Genomic DNA, 13,126 nt, shown 5'->3' on the forward strand with positions numbered 1-13,126 from the left:
CGTATATCGCTTGCTGCTCATAGACACCTCCGAATCGACCATTTTCCATGGCCTTGAGATGTCTAGGAAACCCTGGGCGTATCAAAAGCGTACGTCAGGCTCTGCCCATCCGGTAGCGTGATAAAGTCTAGATGCCCATATTTGTATGCAAAAGTAAGACTCCGTCCGGTCGCATCAGTCACTGCTGAGATTTTTCCTTCTGTATAGCGAAGGGTTACAAAATCGCCGTCAGGGTAGTCAATTTTCTGCAAGTTGCCAGCTGCATCAAACTCTTCAATGGTCTGATCGGGAGCGTGGACATGCCAGTTGACCAGCGCCCCGTCCTCCCTAACTTCCTCGAGTGCGTAGCGCACGTCGCTTTCTGCATGCCATTTGCCACTTCCCTCGTTCTTAAACAAGTAAGAGTTGCCACTTGGTCTTGTGAGCAGAACGGTTTTCGAGCCCGACGTTAAGTTGGCTCTGATGGACCGCATGTAAGAGTGCCGCCACTCAATGCCTAGCGGAGAGCCGGCATCAAGCCCAATATTTCCGCTGGTGTAAAAGCGAACGAATTGGAGTTTGGTTGCGGGCGCAGAGAAATCAATATCTTTTTGTAGTTTGGCGCCAGTGAAAAAATTGACCGGATTTCCCGCAGTGCAAGAGCCAGATGTTGAGGCGTCACATTCGTTATTCTTTCCCGGATCAATTGGCCGACGAATGCATGTCATGAAGTTGTTTGGATTGGGATCGAATCCGGCTGGGCATTGCCAATGTTTTGCCAGTAATGTAGGGAAATAACCGCTGCTTGAAGGTCGGCATGAGGAATTGTCTGTGGTGCAATTATTTGCTGCTAAAAAACCAGCCGCCGTGTATGGACGAAGTTCTGGTCCTTCCGGCCCCGTATAGCTGATAACTACGATTGATGCGGGCTGTCCATTCCATAGCCCGTTGCCTTGTCCTCCACATTGGAGGATTCGGCAGCCAGCTCCATAATTGTCAATCTCAGGGTTGAATTCACCGGGCAGTGGTGGGATTTTGCTAACTTCGAAGTCTTGAGCGAGTACGGCAAAGGTAGGAAAGCAAAGCGCCGTCATTAAAACAAGGCTTGATATTTGTTGTAGCGCGATTGCAGTGAATCGCCTTTGAGAAAATAACGACGACCCATTCAATGGGGTGGCGGATGAATCATTGCTTTGGGTGTGCATTGCTTTCTTCCTTGACTGCTAAATAAAGCCGGGATAAGGGGAGGAATTCACTGCGACTATGCCCGAAGTCTCACTGGGCGCATTGTTCGCATTCCTGCAGCGCGAAAAAGTAGCGTGTCTCTCCGATGCTCGTGACATGGATTTGCAACCACGGCCTCACCACCACTGTCTATGATCAAGCGCTAATGCTCTGAAGCGGCTACCCGATAGGCAACATCCAACCTGCGCGCGATCTGCTCCAATCGCTCCGGAGTCTTTTCATTGCTGACAATATCGTCGGCGATGGCTTTTCGCTGTTCGCGCGCCGCCTGCGCGGCGATCATCCGACTTGCCAATTCGGGTGTTGCGCCATCGCGGCGCATGAGGCGCGCATGCTGCAAGGCGGCCGGGACATCGACGACTAGGATGCGGTCCAGCCACGGGTAGGTGGCACGTCCTCCGGCTTCGGCAAGCAGCGGGATCGCCACGATGGTGTACGATCCCCGGGCAGCCAGTGCCGCGCGACGCAGTTCGTCGCGGATGGCGGGGTGAGTGATGGCTTCGAGCGCCTTCCGTTGAAGTGGATCGGCAAAGACAATTTGGCGCAAGGCGGAGCGATCTAGCGCGCCATCCGGCAACAAGATGGCGCGTCCGAAGCGATCGGCGATGGCATCAAGAATGGGGCCGGGTTCCACGACCTGCCGCGCAACGACATCCGCATCAATCACCGGCACGCCCAGCTTCTCGAACTCAGCGGCGAGCGCGCTCTTGCCGGAGGCGATGCCGCCGGTGAGGCCGACGATGAAGTCGCTCATCGTCGTGCCCCGGTCAACGCAGGCCTGCGAAGTGCAGGTAGCCGTCCACCAGATCGTTGCCCCAGAAGAACACCACCCAGCCGGCAATGGCCAAGTAGGGGCCGAACGGGATTGGGGTGGCGCGGTCGCGGCCTTTGGCCACCAGCCAGATCGAGCCCAGGATGGCGCCGACCAGCGAGGAGATCAGGATGATCGGCAGGATGCCTTTCAGCCCGCACCAGGCGCCCAGCGCGGCCAGCAGCTTGAAATCGCCGTGGCCCATGCCTTCCTTGCCGGTGAGCTGTTTGAATAGCCACCACACCGTCCACAGTGAGACATAGCCGACCGCCGCGCCCAGGAGGGCGGGCTTGGCTGGCATATAGAGGTTGTCCATCGAGCCGACCAGACCCAGCCACATCAGCGGCAAGGTCAGCTGGTCCGGCAGCAGCTTGTGGCGCAGGTCGATGCCCGACATCGCCACCAGAAAGCAGCTCAGCACGATCGCGCCAAAGCCCTGCCAGCCGAAGCCGAAGCGCCAAACGCTGGCCACGCACAGGATGGAAGTCAGCAACTCCACCAGCGGATACTGGAGCGAGATCGGCTTGCCGCTGTAGCGCGACTTGCCGCGCAACATCAGCCAGCTGAAGAGGGGGATGTTCTCCCACCACTTGAGCTTGTCGCCGGTGACCGGGTCATGCGAGGGCTCTACCACGATCCCGGGCGGCGGCGGCTCGTAGATGTCCGGCAGTTCCAGGATCTCGCGCGCATCGCGCCGCCACTGCCACTCCATGCGCTTGGGCAAGCGCAGGATCACCACGTTCAGGAAGCTGCCGATCAGCAGTCCCAGTCCGGCCGCGGCGGGAAAGCCGAGACCGGGATGCTGGTCGAGAAATGCCATTACGTCTTATCCAACCACCGAAGCGAGCTTGAAGATGGGCAGGTACATGCCGATGACCATGCCGCCGACGATGGTACCAATGAATACCATGATCAGGGGTTCGATCAGGCTGCTGAGCGCGTCGACAGCATTGTTGACCTCTTGCTCGAAGTACTCAGCCACTTTGAACAGCATGGCATCCAAGGCGCCGGCCTCTTCGCCGATGGCAGTCATCTGCACCACCATGTGAGGGAACAGATTGACTTGCTTCATCGCCATGTTGACGGGATAGCCCACAGATACGTCTTCGCGCATGCGAATTACCGCTTTTTCATAGACAGAGTTGCCTGTAGCACCGGCCACAATACCGAGTGCCTCGACTAGAGGTACGCCTGCTTTGAATGTGACGGCCGTTGTGCGAGCAAAACGCGCGATAGAGCTGTTGTGCATGATCTGGCCAATGATCGGCACTTTAAGGATCAAGCGATCCATGCCGTGTTGCATTGCTGGCGAGCGCTTATACGCGAAGATAAAGCCCACTATTGCGCCCACGGCTACGATCAACATCAGCCACCACCAAGACACCATAAAACGCGATAAGTTGACGATCATTTGGGTAAAAGCGGGAAGCTCTGCGCCGAAGCCCTTAAAGACGTCTTCAAATTGGGGGACGACCCAGACGAGCAAGATTGAACTCACCAGAATTGCTACTGCCATGACCATGGCTGGATAAAATAGTGCTTTTTTAATCTTGCCCTTAAGTGCTTCCAGATTCTCTTTATAAGTAGCAACAGTGTCCAGCACAGTTTCCAACACGCCTGCGCCTTCGCCTGCCTTGACCAAGTTCCGATAGAGCTCGTCAAACTGCACTGGGTGCTTGCTTACGGCCTCATGTAGCGACGATCCTCCTTCGATATCGGTACGGATCTGCCCAACCATTTTGCGCATGCGTGGATTTTTCTGTCCGCTGCCAATGATCTCCAGTGCGCCTACGATAGGTACACCTGATTTCATCATTGTGGCCATCTGTCGACTAAAGAAAGAGATATCCTTTGCGGAGACTTTCTTGCCCGCAGCACCAAATAGCGGTTTGGGCTTCACTTTGACCATCAGTGGTGTGATGCCTTGCCTCCGCAATTCTGCGCGTAGCAAATTGGCATTACGGGCGGTCTGTTCGCCCTTCATCTTGACGCCGCGCTTGTCTGTCCCCTCCCAAACAAATGGGCTCATCTGTTCAGCCTGTGAGGCAGGCTTGGCTTTGACTGCACTACGTACTGCCGACATATAGAACCTCCCATCCACCATCCCCAGGCAGATATCTCACCATGTTACTCTTTTCTTAGATAGCTAGCATCTTCCTTCTTGCTTTTCAGTCGGCCATTTATTGCTGGTGGAACGTGACGCTTTGCGTCACCTATTGACCGTTGAGGGCTTAGCTAGCAATGGGTTCCAATTTGGCGAGGTGACCCACAAGCCCAGCCCCATATGCCGCATGATCCACTCTAGGGGTATCTTGATGTGCGATGAAAAGTTGGCATGCGTCCTGCTATAGATACCCTGCACGTGGCAAGCGCTACGCGGCGCCCAAAGGGAGTGGCCCGTGGGCGGAACTTTAACAACTCTAGGGGATACCTATGAAAAAGCAGCAAGGTTTTACGTTAATTGAATTGATGATCGTGGTTGCCATCATTGCCATCTTGGCAGCGATTGCTCTGCCGGCGTATCAAAACTATGTGGCCAAATCGCAAGTTGCTGCAGCCTTGGCTGAGATCACTCCTGGCAAGACTCAGTACGAAGTGATGGTTAACGAAGGCAAGGCGGCGTCGATTACTCCGGATCTCATCGGTCTTAAGACATCCAACCGTTGCACGATCAGCACCCCGAATCCGGGTGAGACTGGCGCTATCACGTGTGCCTTGTTGAATTCCAGTCCGAAGGTTGGCGCCGCTTCTATCTCCTGGACCCGAGCTGCGGATGGTACGTGGACCTGTTCGACCACGTTGGCCACTGCTGATAAGCTTAAGTATGCTCCTTCAACCTGCCAGGGTTAATCGAGATTGCAAAAGCCCCGCATGGCGGGGCTTTTCTATTCTGTGATTTTTAGTGGAAATTGTTTGCGGGAGTGGAATGCGAGCACAAGGCTTTACATTGGTAGAGTTGATGGTCGTAGTTTTGATCATCTCTGTGATGGCGTCGATCGCAGTCCCGCAATACCAAATTTATATCGCGCGATCTCAAGTCGCTGCAGGCCTTGCGGAAATTAGCCCTGGTAAGACTCGTTATGAAATTATTCTTAACGATGGAGGCGGAAGTGCGCTAACGTCCGCAGCTGCTATAGGATTAACAGTTGCCTCGGCAAACCGCTGCAGCGCGATTAATGTTCTCACTCCAAATGCTGATGGTTCTCAGGATCATGCCATAGAGTGCACCATCCGCGGGAATCCTCGTGTAAACGGTTCTAAAGTAACCTGGGCTAGAAGCGCGGACGGAATATGGTCATGTAGTACCGATCTGACTACGGCCGACAAAGAGCGCTTCTCGCCGTCGTCTTGCCCCTGAGCTTTGGCATAGTTAGCGCCTCTGGCGTTAAAAATTGTAGTCTGAGCCATCTCGGAATTAAGTGATGAACGTGAGTGCATCTGCAAATTTAGTTGGTATTACCGGCATTGCGCGTCGTCTAGTCCAAGATGGTGCGCTTGAAGAGTCTGTTGCTCGGTCTGCGATGGATCAAGCTGCGTCGGCGAAAGTTCCATTGCCACAGTGGTTTGCTGAGAAAAAGCTAGTTTCAGCCGCTCAGCTGGCTGCAGCTAATGCAGTCGAGTTCGGCATGCCGTTGATGGATGTGTCGGTCTTCGACGCCAGCCAGAACGCCGTCAAGCTGGTCAGCGAGGAATTGCTCCAGAAGTACCAGGTGCTGCCGCTGTTCAAGCGCGGCAACCGGTTGTTCGTGGGGGTGAGCAATCCGACCCAGACCCGGGCGCTGGACGACATCAAGTTCCATACCAACTTGGTGGTGGAGCCGATTCTGGTCGATGAGGACCAGATCCGGCGCACCCTGGAGCAGTGGCAGGCCAGTAATGCCGCACTGGGCGCGTCGCTCGGCAACGACGACGACGATATGGGGGACCTGGACGTGTCGGCCGGGGACGAGGACATGGGCGCCGGCGGGGATTCCGGGGTCGATGCCAAGGGCGACGACACGCCTGTGGTGAAGTTCGTCAACAAAGTGCTGGTGGATGCGATCCGGCGGGGAGCCTCGGACATTCATTTCGAGCCGTACGAAGACGACTACCGGGTACGCTTGCGCATCGATGGCCTGCTGAAGAATGTGGCCAAGGCGCCGGTGAAGTTGAGCCAGCGCATCGCGGCGCGCCTGAAGGTGATGTCGCAGCTGGACATCGCCGAGAAGCGGGTGCCGCAGGACGGGCGTATCAAGCTCAACCTGTCCAAGACCAAGCAGATCGACTTCCGTGTCAGTACCTTGCCGACCCTGTTCGGCGAGAAGGTTGTGCTGCGTATCCTGGACGCCAGTGCGGCCAAGCTGGGGATCGAGAAGCTGGGCTACGAGGCGGATCAGCAGAAGCTGTTCCTGGATGCGATTCACAAGCCCTACGGGATGGTGCTGGTGACCGGGCCGACCGGTTCGGGCAAGACGGTGTCGTTGTATACGGCGCTGGGCATCCTCAACGATGAGACGCGCAATATCTCCACGGCCGAGGATCCGGTCGAAATCCGCTTGCCTGGCGTCAATCAGGTGCAGCAGAACGTCAAGCGCGGCATGACGTTTGCTGCGGCGTTGCGCTCGTTCCTGCGCCAGGATCCGGACATCATCATGGTCGGCGAAATCCGCGACCTGGAGACGGCCGAGATTGCAATCAAGGCGGCGCAGACCGGGCACATGGTGTTGTCGACGCTGCACACCAACGATGCGCCGCAGACCATCGCGCGTCTGATGAACATGGGCATTGCGCCGTACAACATCACCTCGTCGGTGACCTTGGTCATCGCGCAGCGTCTGGCACGGCGTTTGTGCAACAACTGCAAGCGCAAGGCGCCGCTTCCCGAGCATGCGCTGCTGGCCGAAGGATTCACCGCAGAGCAGGTCGCTTCCGGTATCGAGCTATACGAAGCGGTCGGCTGTGACGAGTGCACCGAAGGCTATAAAGGCCGTACCGGTATCTACCAGGTGATGCCGATGACCGACGAGATCGGTGCGATCGTGCTGGAAGGCGGCAACGCGATGCAGATCGCCGAGGCGGCGCAGAGGATCGGCATCCGCGATTTGCGGCAGTCGGCGCTGGTGAAGGCGGCGCATGGGGTGACGAGCCTGGCTGAGATCAATCGGGTGACCAAGGATTGAGTGGTTGCCCGGTTCTGTCGTTGACTAAGTGTTGAAAGGTTGTAGCGGCTATGCCGACGTACCCTCATCCGCCCTTCGGGCACCTTCTCCCGAGGGGAGAAGGGAGGGGCGGATCGGCCGATTGCGTTGGGGTATGCGCGGTCGGCGCCTTGTCTGTGTAGGTGTTCTTCCGGGTTGAGCTGCTGAGTGCGCTTTAGTTCGGCGTCGTCGCTATTGGCTGGCCTGCAAGTGCGAACTGCGCTGTTGCTCGCTGAGTGATGGGACTAGCGCTTCCTGCATCAAGGTAGAGCGCTCAATCAGGTAGAGCGCTCAATCAAGCGCGTTCGGCGCCCGAGCCAACCTCACTCCATCCCCAACTTCTTTAGCTTGTAGCGCAGCGCACGAAACGTGATGCCTAGCTGCGCGGCGGTTCTGGTCTTGTTCCAGCGGTTTTCTTCCAGCGCTTTCTGGATCGCGGCGCGCTCGAGTTGCTCGATGTAAGAGGGCAGGGCGGCCGAGGCGGGGTCGATGTCGACCACGGCTTCGCGCGGTTCGATGGCGGCGCTGCCGGGGCTGGCGGCGAGGCGGTGGCCGCCGTGGGCGGGTAGGCGCAGATCGCTGGCGCTGATCTGGTCGTCTTCGGCCAGGGCCAGGGCGCGTTCGAGGATGTTTTCCAGTTCGCGTACGTTGCCGGGAAAACCGTATGTGTCCAGCGCGTCGAGTGCGGATTGGGTCAGCAGCGGAATCGGGCGGCCGTGGCTGCGTGCCAGGCGCGCGATGATGGCGGCGGCCAGTTGCGGCAGGTCGCCGCTGCGTTCGCGCAGGGGCGGCACGCGCAGTTCGATCACGTTGATGCGGTAGTACAGGTCGTGACGAAAACGGCCGTCGGAGACCAGGTCGCCGAGGTCCTTGTGGGTGGCCGAGAGGATGCGCACGTCCACCAGCGATTCGGTGGAGGCGCCGACCGGGCGCACCGATTTCTCCTGGATGGCGCGCAGCAGTTTGACCTGCATCTGCAGCGGCAATTCGGCCACTTCGTCCAGAAACAGCGTACCGCCATGCGCGGCCTGGAACAGGCCAGGCTTGTCGGCATGCGCGCCGGTGAAGCTGCCTTTCTTGTGGCCGAAGAATTCGCTCTCCATCAATTCGGCGGGAATGGCGCCGCAGTTCACCGGCACGAACGGGCCGGCGGCGCGTGCGCCTTGTTCGTGGATGGTGCGTGCGACCAGCTCCTTGCCCACGCCCGATTCGCCGACGATATAGACCGGCGCCTGGCTGCGTGCGACCTTGCCGATGGTGGCGCGCAGGCTTTGCATCGCGCTGGAGTCGCCGAGCAGGCGGCTGGCCTGTTCCGGCGGTGGCGGTGGCGGGGCGGGGCGGTCGCGGTTGTTCAATTCCAGTGCGTGCTTGACCAGGCCGCGCAGCACGCTGATGTCCACCGGCTTGCTGACGAAGTCGAACGCGCCGGCCTTCAGCGCTTCCACCGCCAGGTCCATGCTGCCGAACGCGGTGATCATCGCCACCGGGGTCTGCGGATATTGCTTTGAGATTTCGGTGACCAGTTCGATGCCGTTGCCGTCTGGCAGGCGCATGTCGGTCAGGCACAGGTCGTAGGGGTTGTTGGCCAGCAACTCGCGCGCTTCGGCCAGATTGGCAGCAGTGCTGATGCGCAGGCCCATCCGGCCCAGGGTGAGAACAAGCAACTCGCGGATATCACGCTCGTCATCGACAACCAGGGCACTTTTGGGTTCGCTCATGGTGCGCACGATAGCCCAGCGCGATGACGGACGACAATTGTCGTCGGGGTTTGGGCCCACTTAGAGCCACCACACACGTCCTTCCATCAATGCGTCGCGCTGTCACCTTGGATCCGAGTTTCAGACAATGCAGGGCAGCAATCACTCACTTCCCAAGCAAGCCATTGGGCCCCTGCAACAGGATCCGGAAACACGCGCCGCCACCCGGCACAGAGACGTAATCCAGTTGCGCCTGGTTGGCGCGGCACAGTTCCTGGGCGATATACAGGCCGAGCCCGGTGCCGTGCTCGGAGGTGGTGTAGAACGGGCGGAACAGTTGTGCGGCCACCGTCTCCGGAATGCCGGGCCCGCGGTCGATGACATCGATCACCGCCATGCGCTCCAGGCGCTCCACGCGCAGCTTGACCCGCGCCGGTTCGTCCATGACCCGGCCGTACTTGAGTGCGTTGTGCACCAGGGCGGTCAGGATCTGGTGCAGATGCTTTGGGTCGACCAGCGCATGCACCGAGGCGCCCTGGATGCTGGCCTCCAGGATGTCGGTTTCCATCGACAGGGTCTGCCGGTACTCGACCACGAAGCGGCGCACGAATGCGGCCAGATCCAGATTGTCCGGGTTGGCGCGCTCGCGCCGGGCCAGTGCGAGCACGCTTTCGACGATGCCGTTGGTGCGTTGGCATTGCTGGTGGATGATCTGCAGCAGGCGGCGGTCGGCATCGCCGATGTCCGGGGATTCTTCCAGCAGTTGCGAGGCGTAGCTGATTGCGGCGAGCGGGTTGCGGATTTCGTGCGCCAGGCTGGCCGAGAAGCGCCCCATTGCCGACAAGGTGAGCGATTCGGCGCGGCGCGAGACCACCGTGGCGTCGTCCAGAAAGATCAGTACCAGGTCGCTGTCGGCGAGCAGGCGCACGAAGCGCGGCTGCACTTCCGGGCGGTCGGCGCCCAGTTGCAGTGGGGCCTCTTCCTCGCGCCAGCCGCTGCGCCAGCGTTGCAGGCGGCGCGCCAGTTCCGGGGTGAGTGCGGCCAGCGACAGGTCGGCCGGGGCGTTGCGCTGGTCGCCATCGCCCAGCAGCGCCAGTGCCGCTTCGTTGGCCAGGGTGATGTGGTTGTGCGTATCGACCACCAGCACGCCGGTGCGCATGCGGCGGATGATCAGTTCGTTGATTTCGTAGAGATTGGCCACCTGCGCGCCGCGTTCTTCCGCCAGCACCTGGTTGCGGCGCGCGCGCGAGCCGATCTGTTCGCAGATGAAGGCCACCGCGACGTAGCTGGTGGCGAACATGGCCAGTTCGGCCACCGGGCGGGCGGCGCCGCCGCCTTCGAGCAGGGTCCACAGGTATTCCAGCACGATGGCGCCGCTGGCGAGCACCGCGATGCTCATGCCGTAGCGCAGGCGCAGCAGCAGCGAGGCAGCGGCGACATTGAACAGCAACATCATCGCGATGCCGGCACTGGCGCCGGGCAGCGCGTGCGTGGCCAGGGTAGCGGCAAGGATGTCGGCTAGCACCGAGCAGAACACGGTGGTGGTCAGGCGGCGCTCGCTGCGGCCCCAGAACAGCAGCGGCACGGCCATGCAGAGATAACCGATCGCGACCCCTGCTGCCAGCCGCGGGTAGCGCGGCTCGGGGATGGCATCGGACAAGGGGCTGAACACCAGTGCGGCGATCAGGCCGGCCACCAGCACCCGGTACAGCGAAAAAAAGTACAGCTCGCGCTGCGGCGCTGACTGGAACCGGTCGATAAGCGATGCGCTGGATGGCAAACCGATTCCCCCGCTGGAACGAGCCGCGAGTATAGGCAGGTGCGCGGTTTACGTAGCACGTGTGCACACTGCGGCGCTGCGTGCAAGCGCTGCAATCGGGCCGGCAATATCGCCGAATTTTGCGCCGCACGGCGCGGTCAGCCACAATAGGCGGCCCGTTCGCGTCTCTTGACGTGCCGCCCTGGCGGTCTGCGTTGCACGCAGCGGTCGTTTCCTTTTCCCACGGTGACGCATGAATTTCCACGAATACCAGTCAAAACAGCTGCTTGCCGAGTACGGCATTCCCGTCCCGGCCGGTAAGGTCGCGGCTACTCCGGACGAAGCGGTCGAAGCCGCCAATTCCCTGGGCAAGGGCCCCTGGATGGTGAAAGCGCAGATCCACGCGGGCGGCCGCGGCAAGGCTGGCGGCGTCAAGTTCTGCAAGACCACCGACGATGTGAAGGCCGCAGCAGCCAAGATGCTCGGCACCAAGATGTCCACCTATCAGACCGCCGGCGTCGAGCTGCCGATCAACCTGGTGCTGGTGACCACCGCCGGTGAGATCGTCAAGGAGCTGTACCTGTCGGTGCTGGTCGACCGTGGCACCAAGACCATCACCTACATCGCTTCTTCGGAAGGCGGCGTGGAAATCGAGCAGGTCGCCGCCGAAACCCCGGAACTGATCCACGCGCTCAACGTCGATTTCGTCGAAGGCGTGCAGGGCTATCACGGCCGTGATTTCGGCTTCAAGCTCGGCCTGACCGCCAAGCAGGCCGGCCAGTTCGCCAGCATCATGGTGAACCTGTACAAGCTGTTCAACGAAAAGGACCTGGCGCTGGTTGAAATCAACCCGCTGGCGATCCTGGACGACGGCAACCTGTATGCGCTGGACGGCAAGTTCGACAGCGACGACAACGCCGCATTCCGTCAGAAGCAGCTGGTCGCCATGCGCGACAAGACGCAGGAAGACGAGACCGAAGTGACCGCGTCCGAGCTGGACATCAACTACGTCACCATGGACGGCAACATCGGTTGCATGGTCAACGGCGCAGGCCTGGCCATGGCCACCATGGACGTGATCAAGCTCAACGGCGGCGAGCCGGCGAACTTCCTGGACGTGGGCGGCGGTGCCAACAAGCAGCGCGTCATCGAAGCGTTCAAGCTGATCCTGTCCTCGGACAAGGTCGAAGGCATCTTCGTCAACATCTTCGGCGGCATCGTTCGCTGCGACATGATTGCCGAGGGCATCATCGCTGCGGTCAAGGAAGTGGGCGTCAAGGTTCCGGTCGTGGTGCGCCTGGAAGGCACCAACGTGGAAGAAGGCAAGCAGCTGCTGCGCGACAGCGGCATGGCCATCATCCCGGCCGACAACATCAACGACGGTGCCAAGAAAGTCGTTGAAGCTGTCAAGAACGCCGCCTGATTCACGACACCGAAGGAACTATCCATGTCCGTTTTGATTAACAAGAACACCAAGGTGATCGTGCAGGGCTTCACTGGCCAGCAGGGCACCTTCCACGCCACTCAGATGATCGAGTACGGCACCCAGGTCGTCGGCGGCGTGACCCCCGGCAAGGGCGGCACCACGCATATCGACCTGCCGGTGTTCAACACCGTGGCCGATGCTGTGTCTGCCACCGGCGCTGACGCGTCGGTGATCTACGTGCCGCCGCCGTATGCGGCTGATGCGATCCTGGAAGCGGCTGCGGCCGGCATCAAGGTCATCGTGTGCATCACCGAGGGCATCCCGGTGCTGGACATGCTGCGCGTCAAGAACGTGCTGACCCGTGCCCATCCGGACACCGTGCTGATCGGGCCGAACTGCCCCGGCGTGATCACCCCGGGCGAGTGCAAGATCGGCATCATGCCGGGCCACATCCACAAGCCGGGCAAGATCGGCATCGTGTCGCGTTCGGGCACCCTGACCTATGAAGCGGTCAAGCAGACCACCGAAGTGGGCCTGGGCCAGAGCACCTGTATCGGGATCGGTGGCGACCCGATCAACGGCCTGAACTTCGTCGACTGCCTCAAGCTGTTCAACGAAGACCCGCAGACCGAAGGCATCATCATGGTCGGCGAGATCGGCGGCGACGCCGAGGAAGCCGGTGCCGAGTACATCAAGCAGTTCGTGAAGAAGCCGGTCGTCGGCTTCATCGCCGGTGCCTCGGCTCCGGCCGGCAAGCGCATGGGCCACGCCGGTGCGATCGCATCGGGCGGCAAGGGCACGGCCGAAGGCAAGTTCGCGGCGATGGAAGCTGCCGGCGTCAAGACCGTCCGTTCGCCGGGCGATCTGGGTGCGGCGATTGCTGCGCTGGTGAAGTAAGCACGCTGCGCGCGCAAGCGTGTGAGCGTCAGAAAGGCCGCCTTCGGGCGGCCTTTTTTGTGGCTAGCTATTTATAGTCAGCCGCCTGTGGCTGGCCGTTTGTGGCAATGGCCGACGTAGCCATTTCCGCTGGCC

Annotated in this window: 11 protein-coding genes; 5 read left to right on the forward strand and 6 right to left on the reverse strand. The window is 60.1% G+C overall.

The genetic code is table 11. The features are described 5' to 3' along the window. Nucleotides 1-62: 62 nt before the first annotated feature. The 4 genes from XcyCFBP4188_RS22865 to XcyCFBP4188_RS12890 all read right to left on the reverse strand — a co-directional run bounded on the left by XcyCFBP4188_RS22865 (nt 63) and on the right by XcyCFBP4188_RS12890 (nt 4,118). Complete coding sequence (locus XcyCFBP4188_RS22865; protein ID WP_160113178.1) at nt 63-1,184, reverse strand: RHS repeat domain-containing protein; 1,122 nt, start codon at nt 1,182-1,184, stop codon at nt 63-65. 182 nt (nt 1,185-1,366) lie between these two features. Next, nucleotides 1,367-1,978, reverse strand: a complete 612-nt coding sequence (coaE, locus tag XcyCFBP4188_RS12880; protein ID WP_104592263.1) for a dephospho-CoA kinase — start codon at nt 1,976-1,978, stop codon at nt 1,367-1,369. Nucleotides 1,979-1,991: 13 nt separating this feature from the next. Further along, a complete protein-coding gene (locus XcyCFBP4188_RS12885) occupies nt 1,992-2,855 on the reverse strand; it encodes a prepilin peptidase (protein WP_002812278.1) in 864 nt (287 codons plus the stop codon). A gap of 6 nt (nt 2,856-2,861) precedes the next feature. Continuing rightward, the gene (locus tag XcyCFBP4188_RS12890) at nt 2,862-4,118 is read right to left on the reverse strand and encodes a type II secretion system F family protein (RefSeq protein WP_043907071.1); all 1,257 of its coding nucleotides are present in this window, start codon (nt 4,116-4,118) and stop codon (nt 2,862-2,864) included. A 350-nt stretch (nt 4,119-4,468) separates the two neighbouring features. Here XcyCFBP4188_RS12890 and XcyCFBP4188_RS12895 point away from each other — a divergent pair, with 350 nt between their 5' ends. The 3 genes from XcyCFBP4188_RS12895 to pilB all read left to right on the forward strand — a co-directional run bounded on the left by XcyCFBP4188_RS12895 (nt 4,469) and on the right by pilB (nt 7,194). Beyond that, entirely contained in the window at nt 4,469-4,885 is a 417-nt protein-coding gene (locus XcyCFBP4188_RS12895) for a pilin (protein WP_006448362.1), read from the forward strand. A gap of 76 nt (nt 4,886-4,961) precedes the next feature. Continuing rightward, complete coding sequence (locus tag XcyCFBP4188_RS12900; RefSeq protein WP_043907066.1) at nt 4,962-5,393, forward strand: pilin; 432 nt, start codon at nt 4,962-4,964, stop codon at nt 5,391-5,393. Between the two features lie 64 nt (nt 5,394-5,457). Continuing rightward, the gene (pilB, locus tag XcyCFBP4188_RS12905) at nt 5,458-7,194 is read left to right on the forward strand and encodes a type IV-A pilus assembly ATPase PilB (RefSeq protein WP_104592264.1); all 1,737 of its coding nucleotides are present in this window, start codon (nt 5,458-5,460) and stop codon (nt 7,192-7,194) included. A 341-nt stretch (nt 7,195-7,535) separates the two neighbouring features. On the opposite strand, the gene XcyCFBP4188_RS12910 is transcribed toward pilB, so the two are convergent. Beyond that, the gene (locus XcyCFBP4188_RS12910) at nt 7,536-8,930 is read right to left on the reverse strand and encodes a sigma-54-dependent transcriptional regulator (RefSeq protein WP_006448366.1); all 1,395 of its coding nucleotides are present in this window, start codon (nt 8,928-8,930) and stop codon (nt 7,536-7,538) included. Between the two features lie 145 nt (nt 8,931-9,075). Then, a complete protein-coding gene (locus XcyCFBP4188_RS12915) occupies nt 9,076-10,689 on the reverse strand; it encodes a sensor histidine kinase (RefSeq protein ID WP_006448368.1) in 1,614 nt (537 codons plus the stop codon). Nucleotides 10,690-10,921: 232 nt separating this feature from the next. On the opposite strand from XcyCFBP4188_RS12915, the gene sucC reads away from it, so the two are divergent. Beyond that, nucleotides 10,922-12,091 carry an ADP-forming succinate--CoA ligase subunit beta gene (gene sucC, locus XcyCFBP4188_RS12920; protein ID WP_006450728.1) on the forward strand — a complete coding sequence of 390 codons (1,170 nt, stop codon included), beginning with the start codon at nt 10,922-10,924 and terminating at the stop codon, nt 12,089-12,091. A gap of 24 nt (nt 12,092-12,115) precedes the next feature. Continuing rightward, nucleotides 12,116-12,991 (forward strand): succinate--CoA ligase subunit alpha, encoded by an 876-nt coding sequence (gene sucD / locus XcyCFBP4188_RS12925; protein ID WP_006450729.1) that lies wholly within the window; start codon nt 12,116-12,118, stop codon nt 12,989-12,991. Nucleotides 12,992-13,126 lie beyond the last annotated feature (135 nt).

It is taken from the genome of Xanthomonas hortorum pv. cynarae (assembly GCF_002939985.1).
GTDB classification, from domain to species: domain Bacteria; phylum Pseudomonadota; class Gammaproteobacteria; order Xanthomonadales; family Xanthomonadaceae; genus Xanthomonas; species Xanthomonas hortorum_D.

Excerpts from the sequence above, each read along its gene's own strand:
- XcyCFBP4188_RS22865 (WP_160113178.1), bottom strand. The coding sequence starts at position 1,184 with ATGCACACCCAAAGCAATGATTCATCCGCCACCCCATTGAATGGGTCG.
- coaE (WP_104592263.1), bottom strand. The coding sequence starts at position 1,978 with ATGAGCGACTTCATCGTCGGCCTCACCGGCGGCATCGCCTCCGGCAAG.
- XcyCFBP4188_RS12885 (WP_002812278.1), bottom strand. The coding sequence starts at position 2,855 with ATGGCATTTCTCGACCAGCATCCCGGTCTCGGCTTTCCCGCCGCGGCC.
- XcyCFBP4188_RS12890 (WP_043907071.1), bottom strand. The coding sequence starts at position 4,118 with ATGTCGGCAGTACGTAGTGCAGTCAAAGCCAAGCCTGCCTCACAGGCT.
- XcyCFBP4188_RS12895 (WP_006448362.1), top strand. The coding sequence starts at position 4,469 with ATGAAAAAGCAGCAAGGTTTTACGTTAATTGAATTGATGATCGTGGTT.
- XcyCFBP4188_RS12900 (WP_043907066.1), top strand. The coding sequence starts at position 4,962 with ATGCGAGCACAAGGCTTTACATTGGTAGAGTTGATGGTCGTAGTTTTG.
- pilB (WP_104592264.1), top strand. The coding sequence starts at position 5,458 with ATGAACGTGAGTGCATCTGCAAATTTAGTTGGTATTACCGGCATTGCG.
- XcyCFBP4188_RS12910 (WP_006448366.1), bottom strand. The coding sequence starts at position 8,930 with ATGAGCGAACCCAAAAGTGCCCTGGTTGTCGATGACGAGCGTGATATC.
- sucC (WP_006450728.1), top strand. The coding sequence starts at position 10,922 with ATGAATTTCCACGAATACCAGTCAAAACAGCTGCTTGCCGAGTACGGC.
- sucD (WP_006450729.1), top strand. The coding sequence starts at position 12,116 with ATGTCCGTTTTGATTAACAAGAACACCAAGGTGATCGTGCAGGGCTTC.